The 24401-nt window shown below is 41.5% G+C and carries 25 protein-coding genes and 1 pseudogene; 5 read left to right on the top strand and 21 right to left on the bottom strand.

The genetic code is table 11. The features are described 5' to 3' along the window. Window positions 1-66 precede the first annotated feature (66 nt). The 4 genes from IQ276_RS36380 to IQ276_RS36395 all read right to left on the bottom strand — a co-directional run bounded on the left by IQ276_RS36380 (window position 67) and on the right by IQ276_RS36395 (window position 6268). Window positions 67-1770, bottom strand: a complete 1704-nt coding sequence (locus tag IQ276_RS36380; protein ID WP_193916148.1) for an efflux RND transporter periplasmic adaptor subunit — start codon at window positions 1768-1770, stop codon at window positions 67-69. Between the two features lie 666 nt (window positions 1771-2436). Then, window positions 2437-3762, bottom strand: coding sequence for a hypothetical protein (locus tag IQ276_RS36385; protein ID WP_193916150.1), 1326 nt, complete (start codon window positions 3760-3762; stop codon window positions 2437-2439). Between the two features lie 29 nt (window positions 3763-3791). Continuing rightward, window positions 3792-4886 (bottom strand): cysteine synthase family protein, encoded by a 1095-nt coding sequence (locus IQ276_RS36390; protein WP_193916152.1) that lies wholly within the window; start codon window positions 4884-4886, stop codon window positions 3792-3794. 491 nt (window positions 4887-5377) lie between these two features. Next, window positions 5378-6268 carry a transposase gene (locus IQ276_RS36395; protein ID WP_228042995.1) on the bottom strand — a complete coding sequence of 297 codons (891 nt, stop codon included), beginning with the start codon at window positions 6266-6268 and terminating at the stop codon, window positions 5378-5380. A gap of 361 nt (window positions 6269-6629) precedes the next feature. On the opposite strand from IQ276_RS36395, the gene IQ276_RS36400 reads away from it, so the two are divergent. Further along, window positions 6630-7178 carry a hypothetical protein gene (locus IQ276_RS36400; protein ID WP_228042996.1) on the top strand — a complete coding sequence of 183 codons (549 nt, stop codon included), beginning with the start codon at window positions 6630-6632 and terminating at the stop codon, window positions 7176-7178. An 84-nt stretch (window positions 7179-7262) separates the two neighbouring features. On the opposite strand, the gene IQ276_RS36405 is transcribed toward IQ276_RS36400, so the two are convergent. The 7 genes and pseudogenes from IQ276_RS36405 to IQ276_RS36440 all read right to left on the bottom strand — a co-directional run bounded on the left by IQ276_RS36405 (window position 7263) and on the right by IQ276_RS36440 (window position 11883). Then, window positions 7263-7949, bottom strand: a complete 687-nt coding sequence (locus IQ276_RS36405) for a hypothetical protein (protein ID WP_235116378.1) — start codon at window positions 7947-7949, stop codon at window positions 7263-7265. A 2-nt stretch (window positions 7950-7951) separates the two neighbouring features. Next, window positions 7952-8419, bottom strand: coding sequence for a hypothetical protein (locus IQ276_RS36410; protein WP_235116379.1), 468 nt, complete (start codon window positions 8417-8419; stop codon window positions 7952-7954). Between the two features lie 3 nt (window positions 8420-8422). After that, on the bottom strand, window positions 8423-9433 hold the full coding sequence (locus tag IQ276_RS36415) for a tyrosine-type recombinase/integrase (protein ID WP_235116380.1): 1011 nt from the start codon (window positions 9431-9433) through the stop codon (window positions 8423-8425). Window positions 9434-9493: 60 nt separating this feature from the next. Next, window positions 9494-9811 (bottom strand): hypothetical protein, encoded by a 318-nt coding sequence (locus tag IQ276_RS36420; protein ID WP_193916163.1) that lies wholly within the window; start codon window positions 9809-9811, stop codon window positions 9494-9496. Between the two features lie 85 nt (window positions 9812-9896). Beyond that, window positions 9897-10999, bottom strand: a pseudogene (locus IQ276_RS41170) (ISAs1 family transposase). A 147-nt stretch (window positions 11000-11146) separates the two neighbouring features. Then, window positions 11147-11482 (bottom strand): XisI protein, encoded by a 336-nt coding sequence (locus IQ276_RS36435; RefSeq protein WP_193919712.1) that lies wholly within the window; start codon window positions 11480-11482, stop codon window positions 11147-11149. Further along, complete coding sequence (locus tag IQ276_RS36440; RefSeq protein WP_193919711.1) at window positions 11470-11883, bottom strand: element excision factor XisH family protein; 414 nt, start codon at window positions 11881-11883, stop codon at window positions 11470-11472. The genes IQ276_RS36435 and IQ276_RS36440 overlap by 13 nt, the downstream gene beginning before the upstream one ends. A gap of 1078 nt (window positions 11884-12961) precedes the next feature. On the opposite strand from IQ276_RS36440, the gene IQ276_RS36445 reads away from it, so the two are divergent. Continuing rightward, window positions 12962-13501, top strand: coding sequence for a hypothetical protein (locus tag IQ276_RS36445; RefSeq protein ID WP_228043267.1), 540 nt, complete (start codon window positions 12962-12964; stop codon window positions 13499-13501). 53 nt (window positions 13502-13554) lie between these two features. Here the strand turns inward: IQ276_RS36445 and IQ276_RS36450 are convergent, their stop codons facing one another. The 5 genes from IQ276_RS36450 to IQ276_RS36470 all read right to left on the bottom strand — a co-directional run bounded on the left by IQ276_RS36450 (window position 13555) and on the right by IQ276_RS36470 (window position 17446). After that, a complete protein-coding gene (locus IQ276_RS36450) occupies window positions 13555-13707 on the bottom strand; it encodes a hypothetical protein (RefSeq protein ID WP_193919710.1) in 153 nt (50 codons plus the stop codon). A gap of 105 nt (window positions 13708-13812) precedes the next feature. After that, window positions 13813-14271: a carboxysome distribution maintenance protein McdB gene (locus IQ276_RS36455; RefSeq protein ID WP_104902257.1), complete on the bottom strand. Its 459-nt coding sequence runs from the start codon at window positions 14269-14271 to the stop codon at window positions 13813-13815. Continuing rightward, window positions 14264-15028: a ParA family protein gene (locus IQ276_RS36460; RefSeq protein WP_104902300.1), complete on the bottom strand. Its 765-nt coding sequence runs from the start codon at window positions 15026-15028 to the stop codon at window positions 14264-14266. The genes IQ276_RS36455 and IQ276_RS36460 overlap by 8 nt, the downstream gene beginning before the upstream one ends. Before the next feature lie 611 nt (window positions 15029-15639). Next, the gene (locus IQ276_RS36465) at window positions 15640-15816 is read right to left on the bottom strand and encodes a hypothetical protein (RefSeq protein ID WP_193919709.1); all 177 of its coding nucleotides are present in this window, start codon (window positions 15814-15816) and stop codon (window positions 15640-15642) included. Window position 15817: 1 nt separating this feature from the next. Beyond that, on the bottom strand, window positions 15818-17446 hold the full coding sequence (locus tag IQ276_RS36470) for an ATP-binding protein (RefSeq protein WP_193919708.1): 1629 nt from the start codon (window positions 17444-17446) through the stop codon (window positions 15818-15820). 326 nt (window positions 17447-17772) lie between these two features. Here IQ276_RS36470 and IQ276_RS36475 point away from each other — a divergent pair, with 326 nt between their 5' ends. The 3 genes from IQ276_RS36475 (at window position 17773) to IQ276_RS36485 (ending at window position 19512) form a co-directional block, all read left to right on the top strand. Further along, a complete protein-coding gene (locus IQ276_RS36475) occupies window positions 17773-18399 on the top strand; it encodes a primosomal protein (RefSeq protein WP_193919707.1) in 627 nt (208 codons plus the stop codon). Between the two features lie 172 nt (window positions 18400-18571). Continuing rightward, window positions 18572-19003, top strand: a complete 432-nt coding sequence (locus IQ276_RS36480) for a hypothetical protein (protein WP_193919706.1) — start codon at window positions 18572-18574, stop codon at window positions 19001-19003. Window positions 19004-19188: 185 nt separating this feature from the next. Further along, window positions 19189-19512, top strand: coding sequence for a hypothetical protein (locus tag IQ276_RS36485; RefSeq protein ID WP_094353315.1), 324 nt, complete (start codon window positions 19189-19191; stop codon window positions 19510-19512). A gap of 78 nt (window positions 19513-19590) precedes the next feature. On the opposite strand, the gene IQ276_RS36490 is transcribed toward IQ276_RS36485, so the two are convergent. The 5 genes from IQ276_RS36490 to IQ276_RS36510 form a co-directional block, all read right to left on the bottom strand. Beyond that, a complete protein-coding gene (locus IQ276_RS36490) occupies window positions 19591-20130 on the bottom strand; it encodes a hypothetical protein (protein ID WP_235116381.1) in 540 nt (179 codons plus the stop codon). A 152-nt stretch (window positions 20131-20282) separates the two neighbouring features. Beyond that, window positions 20283-21068, bottom strand: coding sequence for a DUF6753 family protein (locus IQ276_RS36495; RefSeq protein ID WP_099068965.1), 786 nt, complete (start codon window positions 21066-21068; stop codon window positions 20283-20285). Window positions 21069-21252: 184 nt separating this feature from the next. Further along, complete coding sequence (locus IQ276_RS36500; protein WP_193921890.1) at window positions 21253-22023, bottom strand: mobilization protein; 771 nt, start codon at window positions 22021-22023, stop codon at window positions 21253-21255. A 45-nt stretch (window positions 22024-22068) separates the two neighbouring features. Beyond that, window positions 22069-22611, bottom strand: coding sequence for a hypothetical protein (locus IQ276_RS36505; protein WP_193921892.1), 543 nt, complete (start codon window positions 22609-22611; stop codon window positions 22069-22071). Window positions 22612-22613: 2 nt separating this feature from the next. Beyond that, complete coding sequence (locus IQ276_RS36510; protein ID WP_193921894.1) at window positions 22614-23762, bottom strand: ParM/StbA family protein; 1149 nt, start codon at window positions 23760-23762, stop codon at window positions 22614-22616. Window positions 23763-24401 lie beyond the last annotated feature (639 nt).

Consider the following 24401-nt stretch of genomic DNA (forward strand, 5'->3'; position numbering starts at 1 on the left):
GTTGGTTTGATGTTAGAAAATCTAACAGAACCAAACTTCAGGTATTATCTGCAACTTTGCTAATCACTAACCACCTTCTGAATGTCGAGGACGATCGCGCTCCTCAACATTTTTATCAGAAGTAGACAAGGTTGGTTGCTTGTGGTTATCGAGATAAACCTCTGTTTCATAATTGAACCCGTCGTACTCTAAATTACCTGCTGGTACTAAACGTGAACGGGTACGACGATTAGACCAGAAAGCACCTCCCATGAAAGCAACTGTCGCAAGTGCTACTCCTCCACCTGCTGTTAACCACAAAGGTGGTGAGAAACTGTTAGTTTTAACTTCAGTTTCTTCTGCATGAGAACCACTTTCTTCGTTGTGTTCTTCTTCTGGTTTACTACCACCCCGCAATGATTGAGCGTAAAGTTGGGGCGCACGTTGGGTGACGATCGCATCTCCCTCAAACAAACCCGTCTTCACCTCAACCATGTCCCCAGAGGTTTGGCCCAAGGTCACTTCCGCAGATTGGAAAGCATTCCCATTTTGGACGTAGATCATTTTTTTCCCATTCGCATCGACCACAGCCGAGCTAGGAACCGCCAATATAGCTGCGGATGCTTGGTTTGTTAGTACCTCCAATTCCGCGAACATTCCTGGTTTGAGTTGTCCGCTTGGGTTATTTACTTCAGCTTGTACTGGGACAACCCGTGTTTCCCCTTGTACTGCCGCACCAATCTGTGTAATCTTTCCAGAAAAGGTACGGTCTGGTAAGCTAGCAACTTTTAGACTTACTCTTTGACCTACTTTTACTTTGTCTAAATCTTTTTCATAAATATTGGCTGTGGCAAAAACCCGACTATCATTGACAATAGTCATGAGTGTGCCACCTGCATCATTAAAAGTTTGACCAAGGGTAACTTCGCGATCGGCAACTTTACCGGAGATGGGAGCAGTCACTGTTACCAATCCCTTGGCGTTGGGACGGTTGCCTATTTGTTGCAGTCTAGTATTATAAGCAGAATCACTAAGACGTAAACGCTCTTGTGCTACTTGAACAGCAGACTGAGCGCGTTTCATTTGGGCTTCGCTTTCAATGATATCTCGTCTGCTGTCGGCTGAGGTGAGTTTGGCTTTTGCTTCCGCTAATTGTGTTTGAGATTCGAGCGCGTTGCGACGTGGTAAAGCGCCTTCATTAGCTAACTGTAAATCCTTATTATATTTTTCTTCAGCAAATGCTACCTGGCTTTGTGCTTGGGCAATGTCGGCGTTAGATATTTGTAAATACCTTTGATAATTTTGTTGAGCTAATCTGGAATCGGCTTGCGCTTGCTGCAAAGAAGCTATAGCTTCCGCTCGTTTTTCTTGGGAACTAACCCGTAACTCCACCAAGTCAGGACTGGTGACAACGGCAAGGGGTTGACCCTTTTTGACTACAGCACCGGGTTCCACCAACAATTCAACCACTTTTGCCCCTGTAATTGGGGTATTCACTTCCACTTTTTGGCTAGGTAAGGTTTCAATCTGTCCAGTGCTTTTAATACCTAAAGCTAGCCGTTGCCGTTTCACTGGCTCGACTTTAATTCCCAACCTCTGGGCGGTTTCGGCATCAACTTCGACAGAACCACTTGCTTCGCTTCCACCACCCTGAAATGAACTTGCACCGCTATGGTCGTGTCCAGCACCAGCTAACACAGATGTGGGATTTGTCAGTAATAAAAGGCTCAGGACTGTGCCGGAAACACAACGAATTACTGTAGGTGGTTGGAGACTGTTAGAGATTCCCATCGCTATTTTGTGTCCTTGAGTTACTATGGTCTGGATTTGTGCTTAGACGTTGGTTGACTTTTTAAGCGGGATTTAGCGAACCCCTTTTGGCAAGCTAGCGTTTCGCTCTTGGAATTTGTTCGCGAAACCAACTTAACCACTTAACTTAATAGTTTTTCACACAGATATGAAATTGGGATGAAATTAAGAACATAACTGTGAAAGTGTTGTGAGGGTAAATCAGGAAAATATTGCAGCTTTCAGATGAACTTACATCATACAAATGTACTATCTACTCTAAAACGCTTGTATGGCAATTAATACGGCAGATGAATCCAAAATTTGTAGCCATCTATAATACCAATTCTGTATGAAGATGCGCTAAACCATATTAGAACTGAAGTGCAAGAAATAAAAACGAACCGCCTTCTGGTGCGTCGGCTTCCGCCAACGTTTAGCGTCTCGTAGAGAAGAACGCCAAGAAAGAAGAAGCAAAAAAGGTTTGGCGCAGCCTTACAAAGAATTGATATAACCTTGAAGCGAGTGGAAAACTGTAAATTAGAAATAGGGAGCGATTGCACCTACGCAAACATCTATAACCCATACACCATAGTAGTTTGTCTAGTGCGATCGCTCCTGTATTTGGGATTTCATCATTCAATTCAGCAACGCAATTTTTGCACTGAATTATTGACGTTGCAGTGCGAAAATAAGTACCAGAATTTCACTCACAATTCCGGCAATCATTCCATAGGCTGCTGAAGTAGCTCCACTATGTCCAGTGAAAATGAGACTTCCACATACTATCAAGGTGAGGGCAGCCGCAATTAACGTTGCCAGATTAATGAACCAGTTCTTTGCGCGGTGAATCAAAAGCCCTTGAAATGTATTTTGGAGTGCAAGGAGGAGGGGTAAACACGAAAGCACTTGTATGACTGGAATTGCTGCTTCTACAAGAGATGGATTATCACCAAAAAACTGGCGAAGCAGCGAGAATCCTTGGCTCGTGAACCCCAGAAAAAACGGTATCGAGGTAAAACCCAAACCAACAAGAACTACGAAAGTAGCAAGTGTCTGCTTTGATGTCTCTTCATAAGAGGAAATTACTACTTGCTGAACCATTCGTGTACCGTTGGCAATAGAAAGAACCAGTCCCCAGGCAGCAGGCCATACGGCAAGAGCAAGACTACCATCGAATGAGCGAGCAACGAAACTCAAGAGTATTGCCCTCGCACCCCAGATTAGCAGCATTGTTGAGGCAAGGGGAAGATAGTAAAATGTGACACCTTGAAAGGTTTTAGGAAGCTTCTTAATATCCTGGTGTGTCTGCTGGTCAAGAATAGTGGCAATACTAAGACGCGAACAGAACCATGTGACTAGCATTGCTTCAATAAGTATTGCTCCCATCATAGTAATACCCGCAAGCACTGCCCCATCACTTTTAAGACTCACTCCTATTGCCAGGGCTACAATTACCCAAGTAAATCGTGCAACACTTGCCCATCCTACAGGAACACTTTTTCGAGCGCGGATCAGAAGCCCTTGAAAGAATCGTCGCCAAGCAATGACGAACGGCCACAGGAACATCAAAAGAAAGGGAGTTCTGCCTCGTGTGGCGATGAAAGAACTGACTCCAAATACATCAATAAGAAGCCAGTTATACAGAGGTTCCCAGGTGAGTACCAGAAAGATCCCACTGAGGGAGAGTCCTGCAATCATTGTAAACTGCCAAAGCGCCCGCCGAGACGCGTTATAGTTCCCCAGTGCGGTTGAGGCATGAAGGATCATAATAATGGGGCTTTCCAGAAATACAGCAACTGCCTTGACAACACCTACTCCTGCTAAGGTTTCTTGAGGGAATGCAAGGCGACTGAGTGCTGCTGTCTGAAGCGGATCGCCAAGAGTCATGGCTACATCGGACAGAGAAAGAGGGATAAATTGGGTGAGTAGCGTCAGGAGCGATCGCTCTTGAAGTGCGTTCTTACCTTCCTCAAGCTGGGGTGGGGTATTCATGAAATTTTTTAATGCTATCCAATGAGGTACTAGAAATACACGGGACTCAGTGAGGCGATCGCATCATCAAGATGCTCTCCTTCGATCAGTGCAAATCCATGATGGTCAAGCCAATTGGCATCATACACAGTTTCAAGATAGCGATCGCCTCTATCGGGGTTGATCATGAGAATACGTGCATCGGGGCCAAGCTCACGCGCTAGATGCAAGCCACCAGCCACAATTGCCCCAGTTGACGCACCCAGAAGTAATCCCTCACGACGTGCAAGTGCATGGCACACCGAGTAGGCGATCGCTTCAGGCACTACATAAGCACGACTTAGGAGCGAGAGATCGAGATTAGGTGGAAAAAATGATAACCCAATACCTGTCATCTTGTATGGTTTTGCTGGTGTTCCCATAATGACTGACCCCTCCACATCGACACCAACAACTTGCAGTCCAGGAAACCGGGGTAAAAGATAACGAGCAATTCCCATTATCTGCCCCGCAGTGCTAACACCAACCACCACAGCATCAAGGTCAGAAGGAAAGTGAGCTTCAATCTCACGCGCCGTGTAGTATGAATGTGCCTCAAGATTCAGAGGATTTAAGTGCTGACACGGATACCAAGCATGAGGAATCGTTGCTGCAAGCTCTTTTGCCCGTTTCATTCGTGCCTTTTGCATCGAGCCTGATTCGTCTGCTTCGTGAAGAGGTACATCCACAAGTTCTGCACCGTATGCTGCAAGCATTCGCCGAAACGGTGGAGCAGTTTTTGCATCAACTACAATAATGACTCGATATCCTCGTGCCGCTCCCACCATTGCCAGCCCAACGCCAAAATTGCCTGAACTTGACTCGATAATCGTACCTCCAGGTGTAAGAAGTCCCTCTTCCTCCGCACGCGTAACGAGGTAAACCGCATTTTTCTCCTTAATTGATCCTCCAGGATTGCAGCTCTCAAGCTTCAATAAACATTCTGATTCAAGACATACACCAGAGATGTTTCCCAGCCGTACAATCGGTACATTTCCCAGTGCTTGGGTAACATCTACAGAGCCAATCTTTTTGTATCTATTACGATTGTTACATTCAGAGCTAGAAAATTTCTTGAACGATGAAGATTGGGTGAGATAATTCATATTTAACATCTACTAAAAGAATGAGTAATTTGGCAAAATTACCGTAAGTACTGCTTCATGAACTCGCTCACTCAATAAGGCTTATTTTCTGTTATGTTTACAGCCTAATTTTAGTGAGATTGCAAATAAAGAGGATGTTGTGTATGGCTCTATTGCAATGTCTAATTACATCAGCCAGCGCCGTTATTTGTAAATTGGCTTTTCTGCTGTAGCAAATGGTGTGTCAGAATGACAAAATATCACTCTTAGGGATGAATTTATGTTTAATAAAGTCATTCATTCAAGCCTATTACAAAAAATATAAGTTCTATTCATAGTTGAGTAGAACTTATATTTCTATGTTGAATGCTGACGATGAAAACAGGATGAAATTTTAAACAAAATCTTAATTTTTTTTCAAATAGCAGTAGTTATGATATGGTTTATACCCCTAAAAAACTGTTTAGTACCACTGCCACTTTCGATGTACAAAATTGTGAGTTGCAGACAGGTCATAGTCTAAACTCTATTAACCACAAAGGTTTCGACAGTCGTTCATTACCTTGTGCATCGAGACGTTCAACTCTAATCATTGACATCGAACGTGTCGCCGCTTTACGGAAATGCAGTTTTTTCCACAGGCTAACCCGTACCCGTTTTAGTTTCGGATCATCTACCTCGAAAACAGATGCTGGTTCACCCCATGTTGTTGGTTCATTCAACTTGAATTGATTGCCATGTTTTCTCGGACAGCCCTTGCCAGAATAAGCTCTTGGTTCTCCCCATAAGCAAAGATTTGAACGCAACCGTACAAGAATGTCACATGGAATGTTGGCCGTTTTCAAAATGAAAGGAGCGCAGCCATACTCACTGTCCCAAACTGAAATCGGTCTGGTGGGTAAATGCTCACACACTTGTTTTAGTTGCCAAATTGCTTTCTCTATTGGGCTTTCCCAACTCGTGATCCGCTCATGCCTCAAAGGTAATGCCCAACTACCTGAATCCTCTGGTATCCAAGCAATTGTACTGTATCCTTGACCAATGGTAATCGGTTTATTTCCGGCTATGGACGTGCCACTATGTTCATAAGTCCTCTCTTGTAGCGTTACTGCATCCGGGCGTGACCAGTTTGTGTGATCTCCTGCTAACAAGGGTCGTCCCTCTGCTGGTATCTGTTTGATATATAGCTGCATCAATTTCTGTCGCTGCGGTCTACTATCTTGTAGCGCTTCATAAATACTTGACCACTTGCGTCTAAATACTGGTGATAAGGATAAATCTGCTAAGGAATAAACATTGCGGGTCAGCAATATCGCATCTGTTAATTCAAAGGTGGCATCTTTGGCTCTACCTAAATATTTGTAAGCTACTTGACGAAACTCTTCAAGTCTGGCATTTTTCATGTTGGCAGGTGAGAGTAGGTAGTTCTTCTCTCACTTTCTGCCAAAAGGGGGGCTGTATTCAATCAGACACCCCTTTTTTCTTGATCATTCCTCATTTGTCTCATCTCAGAGATAATGATAATCAAATTAAGGAGGTGGGAGATGAACGAGCATCGCTCGTTCATCTCCCACCCTTTTTACGATTATCATTATTGTATTATTTATTGGAGCAAATATACTACACAATTGTTAAAGGTCGCGGATGCTTTGAGGCTGACAAGATAATATTTTTAATCTCTAATTCCATTTGATTTGCGTTCTGTCATATCGCTTTTAGTCTAAACTCCAGTTGTTAGAAATAGAAATTAGTCCGCAGGTTTACATGGACGGTTCATTATTGATTATCCCAATGAATAATCATACTGTAACATCACGTTATAGTATAGATCCTTATTCTCAAATTCGCTCTTATATAACAACAAACTTTAGGAATGCACTAAAAAATATCAGTCAAGGTGATTATTCAGAAAATATCAAAAATGAAATTTTGTTTGCCATCGATTTTATAGAACACCTGCTCCAAAATGAGGGTAACACTCAGCAAATAAGCGATTCTAGTAATTTTAGCGATCAGTACTTAGCTATTCCCCTACATTTTTTGTTAAAGGATGAAATTCTTCAATCCTCATTCATAGGAGATGCAAATTCTCCTATGAGTTCTGATTTTCGTATTTTACTAGAGCGTTATATTAAAGCTTTATACCCTGCTAATGATTTTCTTCCTATTGGTAATGGCTACCCTGATTTTCCTTGGGTAATTTTTAAAAGTTACGATTTGGCACAAATTCGTCGTAGTTTGTTTAAAGTAAATTACTTTTTTAACTCTCGCTCTCTAAATATTATCAATTTAATTTTGTCAGCAAATAATTGAATTGTTCATACAAAAATTTCTACTACTTAATAGCCAAAAATTAATTTATAGACTATTTTTATCCACTTTATCCTAGCTATAAGCCTATTTTATAACAAGTTTATCAGCGTTTGTAATTACCCAAATATCCTGGCTGCTATAAAAATCTCCACGTTGCTCTAATGTAAAATTACCCAGCAACAGTCCCAGCCAAACCTCTACCAAAGGCATTTTTAATCCACCTTGGAGTTGAGTTAAAGAAATCTCACCTTTAATATGTGCAAGGTAGTTAGCGATCGCACTAAGCCATTTTTCCACATGTTCATCACCCGCCAGCTTGTGGACATCTTCTAAACTCGTCACCTCATCGAGCATTACCAAAACATTCGCTTTTTCAACAGGTGCTGCTACAGAATCACCCTCCTGGTTAGGATATGAAAATTGGTGTGGGCCGTGTGGTTTAAAGGTTTGTGGTGTTTCCGGTTCAATCAAATCATCTAAATCTAGGTGCATTGTTGTCCGCACTAGACCAACAAAGAGATCGGCGCTAACAATTGGCCCCAAAAGACTATTGCGATCGTGGGTATCTTGCAACAGCACTTCGGCACGAGACTTAAGAATATCCGCAATTTGATTGAAAGCAATACCTGCGGTTGATAATTGTGTTTCAACAGGTAAATCATGAAGTTCTGTATCCAAGCACTCCCATACAGCATCAAGGGAAGAAGTTGGTGGAGATTCGGACAACTCATCAAGCACATCCCAGATTGTTAATTGGCGGTATGTGGTCATCTCTACGATTCTGGATGCAAGGGGCAAGGCCGCACTGGGCAGTAGCTTGAGGTAATCTCAAACATATCCTTATATTGATATAGTGAAACACTGTATTGTTTTGCAAAAGCCTGCAACACCTGATCTGTATAGGCGCGTATTTTACCAGCCGTTAGCCCAAAACAGTGAATTGGTTCCAGGCGACAAACAGGTTTTTGCCCAAGCCAGAGTTCTGCACCCAAGGCGTGTAATGGTTTATCCCCTGCTTCTTTATACAAATACAGCACTGCAAAATATGTTGTTGGTGGTTCGACTGTTACTGAATCAATTTCTGCTGAATTCTTCTGGGAGCGGTGGCGATAGAATGAGCGGCGATTGTGGCAGACTTTGGGATTCCAACACCCGTCCCCTGCTGTTCCATGTAAAACCTTGGCTTGGGCAGTTGGTAGTTTGGAACATAACTGACACTTGGGATCGAGTGGCTTGGGCATACTTTACTCCACTTCCTCTCCGATTGCACGATAGTAAGCAGCGATCGCCGCTTCTTGTTCGCTGCGAAGCGTATAGCGCCGAAACGCTTTCTCGCTTTGATGTCCTGTTAGTTTTCGTGCATGGCTGGGGTCAACTCCCAATAGCAATAAGTCAGTGGCATAGGTGTGGCGAAAGGAGTGAGGGTGCAAATCCTCAATGTGAGCTATTTCACCGATTTTTTCCACCGCGAAGTAAATGCCGTGATAACTCAAGCGTTCACCTTTGTATGAAGCATGGTGTGAAATCATCAGTGGGCTAAGGCTGTTTAACACCTCACTCCTTTCTTCTCGCGATCGCAAATACTCTGCTAAAACTTCCCGACTCTCTTTTCGCAGTGGAACTAAGCGTGGTTCATTGGTTTTGGTGTCTGGTAAAAATAGCAGCTTGCCATCAAATGAGCCAACATTTAGCTGTACAACTTCCCCTGCCCGGAGTCCATGACTGAGAATGTGAAGGAGTGCTGTATCGCGTTGCTTTGTTTCTCCCAATAACTCTAACGCTGACCAAACCTGTTCCATCTGTTCTGGGGTTAAACTCTGGGCTGGTGGTAGTGGCACTTTTTCCAGTTTTATCCCCAGTGTGGGATTAGTAGCAATAATTTCAGGATATGTGTAAGACATCCATTTGAAAAAGCTTTTGAGTGCCGCAATTCCCGCATTAATGCTGCTTTTTGAAAGCGGTTTACCTGCATCAGTCCGTATTTCATCACGGAGATATTCTTTATATAGCGCAAGATGACGTGGACGCAGTTCATGATAGTGCAGCTCACTCCATACCAAAAATCGTTTGAGTTCTCGTTCGTAAAGCTTGCGGCTGTTTGGTGCGAGATTGTTGCTGCGTAAAAATTCCAGAACTTTTACCCACCGAATATCGGTTGGTGGTCTTCTAGTTTCTCCTGGCTGTGTGAAATGTAGAGCTTCACGATCAAGGGGAATGAGTTTGATCTCAGGTAGAGAATCTGCGCTGTAGTTCATCCAGTTTTGTGTAAATTATTAGTTATTAAGTATTAAATATAACCCTGTATTGATTTGAGACTACTCATCTGGTGGTGAGGTAGTCATGACTTCTACGACGGTACGATCGTGACCGGTTAGTGCCTGCTCCCATGTAGAATAACGCTGCATTCTCCCGTGATGAGGCCCGCCTAAAACCATCGTTTCAAAAAGCAACGGGGGATCTCCAAAAGTGAGATCGAATCCTGAAAAACTAGTTGATACTTTGGCATCCCCAACTATAGTTTCGGCAACTAGATGTTGTCCGGAATCTTGTACTGAGTGTAAATAATCTCGCCACTCTGACAATGAATTAACAGCAACAGGGGTATGTCCTACGAGTTTGTAATAATAACGCATGATTAACAACTTGTGGCTATCACAACAAAATTTTACCCGAATTTATACAAAATAAAGTAGTCCTTTTACTACCTCATAGCCAGGGCTATTTCATTCTAAAAAGCTGCTTGAGTGTGTCTAGTCCAAAAGAACATAAACGTTGAGCTTGTGCCATATTTTTAAACATATTGTTTCGGTATAAATTGAGTGAAAAATTGCGAGTGAGCGCAAAAATCTGAGGTAAGGGTGTAGTGCGAATTCGGGATGCATCTTCACCTTGGGTAACGTCCCGAACGTAATGAACTTTATTCTCAACACCCCAATATCCTCTGATTCGTTCAGCTATTTGTTGAGCCGTTTCAGTTAGAGATGAAATGTAATAACGAGTCTCAGTAGTTACTTCAATTACATTGTGTGTGAAAACCTGACGTTCTGATTTGACTTGAATCAAAGTGGTAAGTCCAGGCCAAGGACGAATACCATCAAGATTTTGACAAATACTGACATGTCGCTTTTCGATTCGACCATGACCTTTATTTATCTGCTCAAAAGAAAATTCCGGTGTAAAATTAGTTTTGATATCTTTGAATAAACTAGGTTGATTCCCTTTCAAGGCAGCAATATAATCATTGCCACTGTTGATAATCAACTCACAAGTTTTTTTTGTGTATTAATAGCATCAAAGGCAAAAACTACTCCCCTGAGAGCCAGTTTCTCAATCAACTCAGGTAATGCTTTTATTTCGTTGGTTTTGGCATCAACTTCAAACGGTTCTAAAATCAATCCTCGCTCTACAAGGTAAGCACTGACCAACATAATTGCTGGGTGGGAATCAGAATGTGGATTATCATTTTCTACTTGATATGAGCCTTTGAGGACTTTACCATCCATACCAACAGTTTCTCCAGGCAGTGGTTTGATGTCAAAGAAATTCGCAAGGCATACGGAATACTCTTCGTAATTTATGTGTAATAAATTACGACGGACTGTACTGTAAGAAGGAAGCCTATTCTTTGTCGGTTTCAAGAGGTCTATCAACTCCTCACGGTAGCTTGAAATCCAATCTCCAATTGCTAGAAATCCTTTATTGCCTGCGGCGATCGCCAATGTGAACAGCGCAAGACATAATGGTAGAGTATGTCGCTGTCCGGCGCGGCGACGGGGGTCTTCTAGACCTGCAAAAGCTTTGATAATTTCGATTTCAGACACGGTAGTAGATACTTGAAGTAGAGCTGGCGATGAATTCTACCATATTGCGTCTACATTTAGAATGAAATAGCCCTGCCTCATAGCTCTCTATTAACTAATACATCCTCAATCGGAATGGTGGCAAAGATTCTGCGTTTTGTATCATGTTTATTCCACAGCAAATCCCGATAGTTGGCGCATTTTAGGAGTATGAAAACCGATGACAATATCTTGTTTAGGTACACCCATTTCTATCAATTCTAAAGCAATATCTACTTCCGTTGTATTTTGTTGAATCCAAATTTTATTATTTTTGATATCTAGGTGCATTATTGGGCCATAGATCCGTTTTTGATTGTTCCATCCAATGCTAATAATTTGATAATGGTCATACTCTACGTCAAAAATCTGTTCGACCTCTACATCTCCATAACTAGGCTTGTACTCGATATACTTAGTTAATAATTGCCTAACTTTTGTGCGGTATTCATTTAACTTATCCATTGCTCTATTTCCTCAGTCTCAAGGTTATAAATAATTAATTTCAATTTGTTTTCGTTGACTACAGTTTGAATAAAAGGCAAATTAAAAAAATCATTATAAGTTACCAATGGTACAGCTAAATATAAATTTCTCGAAGGTTCTTCTGCACGTAATGCAGTCCGATAATTAATAAACTGTCCTAGTGCCATGTGAAATTCTGAAATCTTCGATGCACTAACAAAATTTTTGATTTCAACTGCTATTTTTTCTCCAGATTTTTCCGCAGCAACTAGGAGTTCTGCACCTAAATCAATCTGAACATCAACTCCACCACACCGAATATTTAGCGGGTCATCTGTAACTAACCAACCATCTTTTTCTAGTGCAGACCTCACAATATTGTGGAATAAATCACGAGCCATAGTTTCACAGCAAAGCCACACTAACCTTAATACTGCTCAACACCCTTAGTGGTGTCATTCGCCAGTAAAACATTTAAACATAAATTTCAACTTGGTACTGACTATCGACTCCAGTACATAATGTAAGCATATAAAAAAGTTCAACAATTCTAGTCTCTCAAAGCATTGATTTTTCGTGGTTGGGTGCAAGTCCCGTGAAAATAAGTTGAACAATTTGGGACTGGAAAAGGCATCAATCTACCACTTTTTCAACAGAGAGACACCAAACTCAAATAAAAAAGTTGAACAATTAGGAGAGTGATGCTAAGAGAATGTGGGCGCGATGGGCTACCCCCGCCGGAGGCGATCGCTCTAGTCAATAACGTTGCATGGGCGCGGTGTACAGGCTCTTTGGAGCGATTTATGGACGGATGCCTGGAGCGGGGTAAAGCACCTAACAGAAATTGTTGGATTTTATTATTTATTGTTGAACTTTTTTATTCCTCTACACATAAATCCTTTAAATCTAGACTTTGCTCACATTATGCTTTAAGTGACATCGTAATACAAGACTACAATATAAAATAAGATACCCTTATCTTTTATCCGACATAAACTCCGATTAATACCATTTGCCTTCACATAGCCTTTTGTTCTAGCTATTATGTCGGTTTGCAGACTAAATGAAATTTGTGCGGACTAAGTGAAATTTTGTCGCAGACTAATTGAAAATGTGCTTGTGTAACCCTGATTATTCCATAGCCCTCAGCGATCGCTACTTACAGAATTTTTGCTCCAAAGCCTTGTGTTGTAATGAATTGGAACCTTTTATGCCCATTTGATGGAAAATTTCATTTAGTCTGCGAATTTAGGGGGAAATTTTCACTTAGTCCGCAAAAAAATTTCATTTAGTCTGCAACAAAAATTGCTCAAACCCTTATTCTTGCGTTAAAAAAATTTCACTTAGTCTGCAAACCCACACCGCGTAAGATATGTGGACTTGGCTTTGACTGTGCCTCAATGATGTTGCAACCGGATATTGACCCTGGAGAATGCTTCAATTATACAACCTGTGGAGCAGCTATTAAATTGACTCCAGATGAGGAAGGAAATCGAACTAATTCGCGTGCGGGAGATTGCGTCTTGCCAACGGCAACAGGAGTGGGAACGCAGAGAGGAAACCTTTAGAACCACGCGCCGCGAAGCGGCAGTGATGATGCTGATGTCAAGAGGTTGTCCTCAAAGTGCACAATCGCTGGGCGTTGCTGCACAAATGGAAGCGATCGCCGCCTGTGTAGAACAATTGCTTCACTTCTTAAATAATCTAGAAGGATGCTACATTGCTCCTGGTGGCTGTGAAGTACATCATTATAATGTGAAGCGCCCAAGTGGAGTTTATGGATACAATAAACTCACTGCTCCTGAGCCAATATTTGAACCATCTGAAAAACAGCAGAAAGTGAAAGTTGTTCATTTAAGCCATGATGACGATCCGCGAAACACTGAAGCACGGCTGGGGATTGAGCGCCGAAATCAGTTAACTCGTGTACGAACGCTCTTGGCAACAACTGTGGAACTTTTACTTGAGGCAGCCAATACTCTCACTGAACAGCCTTCTGATGAGGAGCGCTCAGTTTGAAGGTTTAACAAAAGACGCTTCCCCCAAAGTAAGCTCTTCTTCCCAACGTGCTCTCACCCCCAGTCGAGTAACGGCTTTAGTCTTGCAACGACCGGATTAACACAGCCCGATGAGCGATCGCTACTCGCAAAATGGAAACTGACATCTATGTCACCTACTGTGGGGCGTAGCCCATCGCCAACGCGGTAAGCGAAGTAGCTGACCACCCTTTTCTATCACTATCACCAAAAGCTGATAAGAAACCATAAATTGAACTTTTTGCTTAATTTATAATCAAAGTCACAACCTCTCACGGATGGATTAGGGTTAACTTAATCGTTAACGTTAATTTTCTTAGCCAATGTCTGAAATTTGCGTTGTTCACCAGCTTGTTTACGCTGTTGATAACGTTTTCTAGCTTGGTTTAATACCTCTTGCAATAATTCCTCATTTTCTGAGCAGACGATAAATGCACCTTCTAGGAAAGTATCTCTAGTAATTTTATTTACATTGCAAAACGTATCTAGTTTGGTATCAATGTCCTGTTCTAACCTGATTGTTCGCCTGATGATCTGCGGTAACTCTAACTGCTCTTCTTGATTAGAAGTGCTTACCTTATCGTTTATTACTTCCTCACTATCTAAATCCGGTTTTGGTTTTTCAGGTAAATGACTAAATTCAGTAATTTGGTCATTTAGTAAGTTATCGTGTTGTACTTTTACAAGTGTTGTATCCCGTGCTGGAACACTTGGACGTGTCTTTTTCTTAAGGCGCTCAAAAACATCAGACATTCTTTTGTAACCTCTCGATAATTTGTTGGAAGGGAGTTTCGAGTTGTTCAAAGCCTAGAGAGGACAAACTTACACCTTTATCTATGGCCTTTTTAAATTGTTCAGATTCTAAAATTGAAGGTAAAACGACTATTTCTTCGGCAATTGTTCGCATTGCACTGATACTCGCCTTACTTTGTGCGACTTGGTTATTACCTACCCATTTATCTCTGAATGGCAAGATGCCAAGCACTATCCCTGAAAAAGCATCAATTTCTTGAAGTTCTTCAACTAAACTTAGAGTTCGGATGAGAGAATTTACACCTTTGGATGATGCTTCTACAGGAATGATGATATGGTCAGCTGCCCCCAACGATGTAAGGCAGATTTGCGATCGCTGAGGTGGTGCATCGATAATGCAGTATTGGAATAGATCTGATACCTCTTTTAAGCGTTTGCTCAGAACAATAGCTCCCATACCGCTCCCAGACAAAAATTCTTGAGCATTATCTAATCCATCATCAGCAGGAATTAACCATAGGTTTTCTCCGATTTCATAAATACCGTCTTCAGTATTGATCTGTTTTTTGAGAACTTCTAGAAGCGTGGGTTGATTCTGCTGAACTTCGTGCCCCAGGTAAAAAGTTAGGTTCGCTTGGGGATCGGCATCAATCATCAGTACACGCTGTCCTGTTTGAGCAAGCATTCTACCCAACAAGATTGCAACAGTTGTTTTTCCCTGGCCACCGGACAAGGATGCACAAGTAAGAATTAACATTTTACTGACTACCAGCAGCATTGTGTAAATTAGTCAATATCATAATGCATAATGTTGTTTTTAAGTTATTTAGTCATTATGTAATTTAGTCATTTACAAATGACTAAATTGTAATTAACGCTATTTAGTCATTACTTTAGCTCTCAAAAAGTCCTACTCTTCGAGAAGATAGATGTAAAGATAGATTTTTGTCCTATTTGTTTGTTGGTAATTTTAGTCAAGACTGAATTTAGTCATTCAGCAATAACTAAATTGCATAATAGTGCAATCTAGTAAACCAGTTTTATTTTCTGAATAAAATAAAACTTCACAAATGCTCATGGGGGCTTTATAGGGGCTATATGTACCCCAAAAATGATTCAGGACCTCGATGAGTATTTGACCCCTGTATAGGGTATATATGGGTGTTTTGTGGGGTATATTTGACTGTTTGACACTTTATACCCCACTTAGCCCCCAAGGGGGTATGATAAGCTCTTGAGGCTGGAGAAAAAAGAGGTAGTTATTTTATTCTTCTCTCCTTTGCTCCCTCATATCTTCTCAACTGATAACTTTTACAAATTGAACCGTATTACCTTTCCCCCAATGTCGAACATTCATAAGTCTCAGAGTCAGCGCCCAAGGATGTCATCAGTCGAAGTTAGAGAGCTGTTCACCCAGACATTTTGGTTGTGATAAAAATTACCACGTTGTTCTAATGTAAACCCACCCAGCAATAATCCCAACCATACTTCTACCATCGGCATTTTAAAATCCGACACAAGCTGAATTTCAAAAATTCCACTCATATCACCCAAATAACTCCCGATGCTGATAAGCAAATCGAGAAACATCGTGACTAGCTACAGGTTTAGCATAAATAGCCTGATTGCGAATTGCCTGTATCTGTTCTGACTCTCGCTCCATAGCTGGTGTGAATTCTTGTCGCTGTTTCAGCAAATCCTCAAACTCAATTTCCCCAGGTCTACCTTGATAAAAAGCCTCCTCAGCACAACGATGGACTGCATTACCAATTTCTGCTGGACTGCAAATGCGATATTCAGCCAACAGTCTACGCCATTGATCATCACTCCAAGGTGAGTTATTGTCTCGAAAAGCTGGAAAATACTTAGCTAGATGTAGATTGAAAACTTCATATCTTGCCCCTTCATGGGGTAAATCCACAAAAAAGATATCATCAAAACGACGCACTAATTCCGCAGGTAGCATTGACAAGCGATTGACAGTAGCAATTGTATAAACTGGCTCTTGATGCTCTTGCATCCAAGTCAACAAAGCCGCAGATAGCCGCCGTGCCACACCTCCATCTGCATTGGAGTCCCAGCCAGCAAAGCCTTTATCAAAGTCATCCCAATAAAGTACACAGGGAGCAAGAGAAGTCACCAAAGCAATAAACTCCTTTAATGCTCTGTCTGGATGACGATCGCCCAGTACTACACCCCAATTAGCTGCTAACAGTGGCAATCCCATTTTCTTAGCTGCTAACTTGGCAGAAAGACTTTTACCAGTACCCGGTGGCCCCCATAAGAGCATTCCAGTGGGAAACTTCAATCCATATTGCTTTGCTTTAGGTTGAAGTAGACAGGTAATAGTTTCCAACCTTTTCTCCAGTAAATCTAGTCCCCCGGCTAAAGGTACATCCGGTTGAGCAATGTATTCTAAACCCCGACCCCGCAGTTTGCTAACTTTATGCTCTAGGACTAATTGGGCGATTTCCTCAAGCTGCTCTGCAAAACCTAAACATTGCTGTAGTAGCATATTTATCTCGCCTATGGGTAAACCCTGACAGGCACGAAAGAGCAATTGCAGTGCTGATGTTTTTTCTGTTGTTTTTAACCAAGAATTGCGATCGGCTACGGCGCGGCGATCGCACTCTGCAAACTGCTGAAGCCGGGGATGACTACGCCCAACCCAGGCATCACAAAACTGCTCCACAACTATCTGCACCTGCTGTTGGTCTGGAAGGGGATTTGATAGCACAGGAATAAAAGGCTGTAATTCTAGAGATAGTTGAACGTAAGTTTCCAATAACACCCAGTAATGACGTTGTTGACTCCAGAGAGCTTGATGACAGGCATTGAGTAATTGATAGCTACATCTTTGACTTATTTTGCTACCATCACCCTGATTTAGCATTCCCTCCAGTAAATAAATGCCTGGTTGATATTCCTCTAGAAGATACTGAATAATGTCCCCGTCTTTACCCCTGTCAGTTGACTGCAAGATGTACTGACCTTGATGCTGAATTAATTGCTGTAGTCCACAATAACCAGGATTCCAGACAAAGACTGACAAAGACCGCTCCTCACCCCAATGGTAAAACTGCTGTAATATCTGCATTGTGTCAGGCGTATGATACTCCACAGCCACAATTGGAGTATTTTGGTTAGCTAGAGCAGGCCAGTCTGTCAACTTCATAAATCTGACTTCAACAACTTACTTTCCCCTTTTAGAGCAAATTTATTACTGATGCTTTAGCCACACGGACAATTCTCACTAACGGATTGGCTATATTTCTGACGTGAAAAAGAGCGATGGCTACGCCCGCCGCAGGCATCGCCTCCAGTACAGTGTTAATTTCGGAAACTGCTCCTAATCCGCTTCTTTATCTCTTAAAAGCATAAATTTGTCGCAGCAAAGACAGGTTTGAAATCGCAAAAAAAAGAAATTGAAATGAAATGGATGTGAAAGCCGCGATTGCGGCAAGGAGGTGAAAAATTTACTTCATTAAAGGAAGCTGTAAAATGGCTATCGCTAAAGCTAGAATCAATAACAATCGCAACGCAGCTAATGCTAAAACATCTGCCAAAACCAATGGCACATCCGCTACAACTAAATCAAAAGTAGCGAATGCTTCACCACAAGAAGAGGCATTAGCATTGTTGAAGGAATTGCGGAACCTAATCTTCAAGGAATACGGCGTTAAATTACAACTACGCGATTCCCGTGTTTCCACAAAAATCGGTCATGCAGCCCGTGAAAAACTCGGACTTGATATTGCTGCTCAGGTGAAAAAGAAAGGTGGTAACAAAAAGTTTGATTGGCAAAAATGGAATACCAAATTATTTACTAAATTGTTTGGACAACCAGATGCACTCAAATATGCACCAGAAGTAGTGGCAATTTTCATGAGTATGCTGTATGACACTATCAGCACTGATCCAGAGCAAGCAATAGCAGATTTAGTTGAATTCAACCGCGCATCTTTGGAACGTCGTAATTCTTTCCAAGAACAAGAAGAGGAAGAACTTGACGATTTAGATGACGAACTAGACGAAGACCTGGATGAAGATGAGGAGGATATTGAAGATGAACTTGACGAAGATTTAGATGAAGATGACGAATTAGATGAAGAAGATGAGGACGAGTAAATAACTCCGACTTATTCTCAGTAATTGACAGAATAATAACCCAAAATAACCATGTATTGCCTCAAACAATACAGGTTATTTTTTTGCCGAATAAAGAACTGAAATTGGAGCCAATTGCATCTTTCGATGCTGTTTCTATGAGAAAAATACTAAATATCAAGGAGTAATTCTCATGGTTAACGCTAACGCTCGCAAAACTGCTAAAACATCACGTAAAATTGAAAGGCATATTCCTGCTTTAGAACGAGTAATGACTTATCAGGAAAAAGTACACCTGATGGTAATTGAAGTATTGCGGGAAGAATCAGGAAGAGAATTAGCAGCAGCAGCCAGATTTAACGGACAAGAGTTTGATTGGGACAAACACAATTCCCAATTCCGTAAGGACTATGTAAATACACCATTAAAAGAACTGGTGAATTATGCCCGCAAACTTTACGGCTTGAATAATCTTGATGAAATACGAGATAGACGTGCTTCTCATAAAGCTGCTCGGTCTAAACGTATGGACGGACTCAATGGTTTAAGTAGCAACTTTGATGACTTGATAAATGACGATTTTGAACAAGATGAAGATGACGAAGATATAGAAATTGACGATTAATTACAATGCCCTGAATTAGATAATTCAGGGCATTCTATTTCCCACCCACCCGCAGACAAAAAACAGAATTGAATGCAGCGATTGCTGCTGAATTCAAGAGATTTAAAAGTGAACTCTAACTCAGAAGGCATCTGTCGATGCTATTTAGGTGAGATGTAGCAATTCGTTAATCAAAGGATAATCAAATGACTCAAATGACTCGTAATCAGGAACAAACAAAAGCGTTGGATCAAGTAATAGGATATCAGGATAAAGTGCGATTAATGGTACTGGAAGTTTTACGTGAGGAATCAGGTAGAGAACTTGCTGCTCAAGCACGTTTTAATCAGCAAGAATTTGATTGGAATGAACATAACATTCAGTTTCGCCAGGATTATAGCGAAACTCCCATCAATGAACTACTAGCATACGCCAAACGTCTGTATGGACTGAAAGATTTGGATGCAGTACGGGAGCGGCGTAAAGCTCATAAACAACAACGTACAGCTAGATGGGCTGAAGCTTCATAATTACCTGCTGGCTCTCACAGTAGCCCCACATTTTAGTGGGGTAACTTTTTTGCCCACCCACCCTCAACCGTAAAAGCTTTATTTTACCGACGATGCAGCTTCGCACCCCACCCCACCAAATGTTGTAATTGTCCGACTGGAAAGTTTACTAGTCATTAATTCATAAATTTGCTGGTTTGAAAGTTGAGTTGGCTTGACTTCGACTGTGGGTGCAGTTTCTCCCCTGTTGACTTGAATAATGGAATTAGCCCAATAAAACTGCTGCTGGTCAGGTTGGGAATAAACAGGATAACAGCCTTTCGAGGCGATCACTAATTTATGCTCTACGCTAGAAACTGATGGTAAAGAAATACCAGCACGAACTAATTTTGCCTCTCCTACTGGCCCCCACAAACGTAATTGTTGATTGACACAACGTTTTCCATCCTTGAGAGGGGCAATAATGTTGCCACAAACTTTAACATCCACATCATACATCGGCGGATAATCAGGCACTGTTTGAGCTTGAGTCGTATTCCTCTCATCCTTGCCACTGACATTTACAGTAGTAGGGGTACAAGCTGTAACTATACCTCCTATTACCAGCAGCCAAAGCCAGTTAACTTTGCAGGTAAACATCTGCTGAATCCTCTTCTACGATTGAGAAATTGACAACTAATTTTTTAACTTAAACCCCGTCCATTTTGAAACCTGGAGTTTTTAAGGAGAGTGTATTATTCGGTTGTGGCTTTAGTTCTGAGCTTTACTCTAATTCCAAAAAACTACGGTTTTCAAGGTTGACGCGGTTTAGATACAAACTGGCGCTGATTGCTAGGTGATGTCCATAACGTGCAGAACCCGGATGAGGCTTTTCTGCTACTTGCTCCAATTTCTAGCGTTACCCCCAAACGCTTAACATCCTTAGCACAAGTAAGTTGACCGTTTTGGTCACGACTCAGCAAATCTTGATTCCATTGCATTAGGTTGTGAGCAAACTTACCTTCATTACTGGTTGCCCATTCCAAAGCATTGGCTTGGGCTTGTGTGAGTTGGCGTGGCCCAGCAGGATCTAGATGACTAGATTGATACCAGGACATTCCACCTACACTTACTAGTCCGCCTACTCCAGCTGCAATTAATAGCAGTATTCCCGCAGCAATTAAAGAGGGAACCGAATGAATAGCACGCTCAAATTCAGTACGCCTAATTAATCCTGTTACAGCCTGAGCGATCGCTTTTTGTTGACCTTTTACTGCTGCCTTTTCATATGTCTGGAGATGGTCATAAAGCTGCGTTTGCCATAGGTCAAACATTGCTTCCATTTCTTTGGGATTGTCTTCCAACAGCACTTGTAGCCTGCCAGTAGCAATCATCATCAGAAATGCTGGGTCATCAGGGTCTAGTCCGGTTTGAACTACAATTTCCCAAACCCTAGCTTTAAATGAATCATCTTTACCTCGAATGGCTAAATCTAGTAAAGTTGGGTAAGGAATTTGGCTCAGTCCTTTGCCTCTAGCAGCTACTGAATCCAAAAACTCATCGTCTAAATCGAGTTCTTCAGTGTGAGAATTACTCATATCTGTATTTGCTTTTAGCTAATTAGCGCCCTCGTACCCTACGCTCATTTGGTAATTTGATTTGATGGTGGGAGATGTCACCGAAACAGTGCTGAGTGCTGAGTAATTAGTCCTGAGTAAAAAAGTAAAATTAATTGCACAGGCTAAACGCCCCGCTATCTATGTACAGCACTCCTGAATTAGATTACTTCTTGGTAGCAAACTTGCCGTTGACATTAGCATCATCAACTTTTTCTGTTGGGGCAGTAATTGAAGCTGTCGGAAGATTCCAAATTTTCGCTTTCTCAATTTCCTCAGAAGCTTTTTTGAGAAAATTGTGTAATCGCTGCTTACCCAATACACCTAACTCTCCATAATCTCTAGCCGCAGAAAAATTTATCTGATTGGCATCAAGGATATCCCGCTCTCGATAGCTGAACTTGGGAAAATTGATGACAGCTACTTTATGAGCTTTGATTAAATCCTGTAAATTCTTACGTCCATCTACATGTTTCCAGTCATCGCATAAACCATAATTGCGTACAAATATGTGCTTAATCTTGTTCTCAAAGCGTTCGAGAGATTGCATAAATAATTGAACGCTGTCATATCCACCACTACAAACAAACCACTTATATATTTTGACCTTATTTTTCCCAGTAAGTTCTAGGATTTGATTACGCTCAATCCAATCAGTTACTGCTGGGTATACTTGAGCAGGTAAATTGACAATGACAGAAGTTGTTAGCGCTAAATTAAAAATTTCATCAGCATCGTAAGCTTTACGCTCTGATTCGCTAAAAACTGCTGTTTTATGATTATCTGGATAAAAAGCGCCTACATCTGGATTACTTTGGTCTGCTTCTACCAACTCATAAGGGAGTTTATTGTCAATGCAGTATTGCACCATAACCCGTGCAAACAAAGATTTGCCAACTCCACCTTTTTCACCATCCATGAAGTGAATTGCTGCCATCTTAAATCTCCTTTGTGATTTGACTAAATGTGCATTAATAAATACTTAAATATTCTCAAACATATCGTCTGTTTCATCATAGAAAGACCCCTCACCAGGAATGAAGGAATCAGAATCTATTTTGTGTTTCGACTTGCTGCTACTATTGTTATTGTTATTACTATCATCAGGATTACTGTGACTGGAATTACCTGCATCTAGACCGAACATAGTAGCAAGTGTTTGAGGATTAGTCATAGTGCTTATAGGCATAGGCAAAACATCACTTGATTTATGCGGTAATCCTAGTTCCATTCGCAAATATGCCAAATGTTGTTCCAGGGCATGACAACAAATCAACCCTACCCGACGCAGTTCTTGATCGCTAATATCTACACCTGCATCTGCTTGTGTTTTGTATGCTAAAGGCAACCAGCACATTCGTAATGCCTGCAATACCATCTCTTTGCTAGAACGTGCTTCATCTCCCTGTTGCAAATATGTGATTAACTGACCGTCTACTGTATTTGAGTAAGGATGGTAAGAAAATCTAAAAATTTTGCGCTGTCTATTAGTGTCATGATTTTTACGTAATTTATTATTAGTCATAGTTATGCCACCTTCTCAATTTGCGCTCTAAACCGCATAAACAAACCAAACGCATCAATCAACCTAAAGGACAAAGCTTCCTGCTCTCGGAAAGTACGGTAATAATCATTACTTTTATCCTTGAATACTTCTTGTACCTGTTGCTGTAAGTCAGCACCCCAATAAGTTGAAATTTCTTGAAAGCACTCTTGTAACTCTTGCTCTAAGTACAATGCTGCGCCACCACTCAAAATCACCTCGTTCACCGCAGGTAAAGTTGATTCCAGCCAATCGTAAAGCCTAGACCAATACTCAGCTTTAGCAGTAGCAATGGCATTAACAATCATCTGCAATTCATAATCAAGATTTTTAGGTTCTCTACTTTTGACCAGAGTGCGAATTGCTTGGTTATCAGTCGTGATATCTGAACCAGCTGCATAGATGGCAGAGGTCAAAGCAGTGGCATCCTGTCCCGATGTGCGCTCAATTACTCGCTTTACCATTTGGTGAAAGCCCAGCCCATTGGTGTAACCCGCCGTCATCTTGCCCCGTTCAAATAATAGAAGGCTGGTATTGCGATGCCCGAACATTAGCACTGCGATGGTTTGAGCGTTAAACCATTCTTTACCATTCTGGCGTTGGCGAATCATTGCCAATCCCGCACCTTCGGGTAAACACTCGAATCTCTCCAGCTTCACCCGCAACCTTTGACCCCGAAACCTAAAATCCTTGAGTGCAGACTGCAACTGTTGCTCAAATGCTTGGCGATTTTGATATTCACCATAGGGTAGTAGTGAGGTCAGTGATAGTGAAAACCTGTTAGGCAATTTGTTATGTTGAGCGATCGCACCAATAACCGCTAAGGCTTTGTGAATTGAGGTTTCGTACTTGAGCTTATCGAGTCTGGCAGATGCTGAAAACTGCCGTGCGAGGAATCCAACTACTGTACATTGTGTATCACTATCTGTCGGACTTGACACCCAGGCTTCATCTGCTGGTTTAGGAGATTCAAGACCCTTGCGACTCGACATATAAGCGTCAATCGAACTTTGAGGCAACTTCAGCATCTCTGGTTCCATTGTCATCAAATGTGGTTTGCCTTCAGTTGCTAGTTCGTAAACAATCTTGGTCAAGGAAGCACCAGGGTCAAAACTGACTATCAGGTTTGACATTGACTGTGGTTGTGATTATCCATAAAAGCTGCTTTTAACTTAAATGCAAATACTGGCTGTGAACATCACTCTACTGACCATTTTGTTGAAGGCAAATTTTATCCAGTTGGTTATTCTTTTTTCGCTGCTGTTAATTAAGTCGTTACTTTTCTGCTAAGAAATTCGATTTAGAAAAGTGTGCCATAACAGATCCATGCCAGATCCACAAACGAGCCATTGCAGATCCATTACAGTGACAATGTTGATCCAATAGAGATCCATTTGTCTGAGATACGTATTCTATGTATAATTTTTATTTGCAACAATGCTTGACTATTGACAAAGATTATGCGATGAGAGATCCAATACAAATCCCTCAGAGATCCATTACATATTCATCTAACAGTTGATTCGAGCAGCCCAAAAAAACCTTTGGTGAGTAGCAAGCTATGTTGCTGTCCGGACATTTTTTCTCTTGAGAAAAAACGCACCCCCAGGTGCGGCAACAAACTTGCCCTCCTTTCACGGTTCCCCTACCTCAGTAGGTTAACCACCGTGACAGAGGGGAAGATGATACGAAAATTCTCTCTGGGAGTTCAGCCTGGAAAATTTCTGCAAGGTTTGGACTGATTGGCTACGCCCCGCCGCGATCGCTTTCGC

This window comes from Desmonostoc muscorum LEGE 12446, assembly GCF_015207005.2.
Lineage (GTDB): Bacteria > Cyanobacteriota > Cyanobacteriia > Cyanobacteriales > Nostocaceae > Nostoc > Nostoc muscorum.

Excerpts from the sequence above, each read along its gene's own strand:
- IQ276_RS36505 (WP_193921892.1), bottom strand. The coding sequence starts at position 22,611 with ATGACTAATAATAAATTACGTAAAAATCATGACACTAATAGACAGCGC.
- IQ276_RS36455 (WP_104902257.1), bottom strand. The coding sequence starts at position 14,271 with ATGTCTGATGTTTTTGAGCGCCTTAAGAAAAAGACACGTCCAAGTGTT.
- IQ276_RS36475 (WP_193919707.1), top strand. The coding sequence starts at position 17,773 with ATGGCTATCGCTAAAGCTAGAATCAATAACAATCGCAACGCAGCTAAT.
- IQ276_RS36495 (WP_099068965.1), bottom strand. The coding sequence starts at position 21,068 with ATGAGTAATTCTCACACTGAAGAACTCGATTTAGACGATGAGTTTTTG.
- IQ276_RS36490 (WP_235116381.1), bottom strand. The coding sequence starts at position 20,130 with ATGTTTACCTGCAAAGTTAACTGGCTTTGGCTGCTGGTAATAGGAGGT.
- IQ276_RS36390 (WP_193916152.1), bottom strand. The coding sequence starts at position 4,886 with ATGAATTATCTCACCCAATCTTCATCGTTCAAGAAATTTTCTAGCTCT.
- IQ276_RS36485 (WP_094353315.1), top strand. The coding sequence starts at position 19,189 with ATGACTCAAATGACTCGTAATCAGGAACAAACAAAAGCGTTGGATCAA.
- IQ276_RS36440 (WP_193919711.1), bottom strand. The coding sequence starts at position 11,883 with ATGGCTCGTGATTTATTCCACAATATTGTGAGGTCTGCACTAGAAAAA.
- IQ276_RS36410 (WP_235116379.1), bottom strand. The coding sequence starts at position 8,419 with ATGCCCAAGCCACTCGATCCCAAGTGTCAGTTATGTTCCAAACTACCA.
- IQ276_RS36405 (WP_235116378.1), bottom strand. The coding sequence starts at position 7,949 with ATGACCACATACCGCCAATTAACAATCTGGGATGTGCTTGATGAGTTG.
- IQ276_RS36465 (WP_193919709.1), bottom strand. The coding sequence starts at position 15,816 with ATGAGTGGAATTTTTGAAATTCAGCTTGTGTCGGATTTTAAAATGCCG.
- IQ276_RS36400 (WP_228042996.1), top strand. The coding sequence starts at position 6,630 with ATGGACGGTTCATTATTGATTATCCCAATGAATAATCATACTGTAACA.
- IQ276_RS36420 (WP_193916163.1), bottom strand. The coding sequence starts at position 9,811 with ATGCGTTATTATTACAAACTCGTAGGACATACCCCTGTTGCTGTTAAT.
- IQ276_RS36435 (WP_193919712.1), bottom strand. The coding sequence starts at position 11,482 with ATGGATAAGTTAAATGAATACCGCACAAAAGTTAGGCAATTATTAACT.
- IQ276_RS36500 (WP_193921890.1), bottom strand. The coding sequence starts at position 22,023 with ATGGCAGCAATTCACTTCATGGATGGTGAAAAAGGTGGAGTTGGCAAA.
- IQ276_RS36510 (WP_193921894.1), bottom strand. The coding sequence starts at position 23,762 with ATGTCAAACCTGATAGTCAGTTTTGACCCTGGTGCTTCCTTGACCAAG.
- IQ276_RS36385 (WP_193916150.1), bottom strand. The coding sequence starts at position 3,762 with ATGAATACCCCACCCCAGCTTGAGGAAGGTAAGAACGCACTTCAAGAG.
- IQ276_RS36470 (WP_193919708.1), bottom strand. The coding sequence starts at position 17,446 with ATGAAGTTGACAGACTGGCCTGCTCTAGCTAACCAAAATACTCCAATT.
- IQ276_RS36380 (WP_193916148.1), bottom strand. The coding sequence starts at position 1,770 with ATGGGAATCTCTAACAGTCTCCAACCACCTACAGTAATTCGTTGTGTT.
- IQ276_RS36445 (WP_228043267.1), top strand. The coding sequence starts at position 12,962 with ATGAGGAAGGAAATCGAACTAATTCGCGTGCGGGAGATTGCGTCTTGC.
- IQ276_RS36415 (WP_235116380.1), bottom strand. The coding sequence starts at position 9,433 with ATGAACTACAGCGCAGATTCTCTACCTGAGATCAAACTCATTCCCCTT.
- IQ276_RS36460 (WP_104902300.1), bottom strand. The coding sequence starts at position 15,028 with ATGTTAATTCTTACTTGTGCATCCTTGTCCGGTGGCCAGGGAAAAACA.
- IQ276_RS36395 (WP_228042995.1), bottom strand. The coding sequence starts at position 6,268 with ATGAAAAATGCCAGACTTGAAGAGTTTCGTCAAGTAGCTTACAAATAT.
- IQ276_RS36480 (WP_193919706.1), top strand. The coding sequence starts at position 18,572 with ATGGTTAACGCTAACGCTCGCAAAACTGCTAAAACATCACGTAAAATT.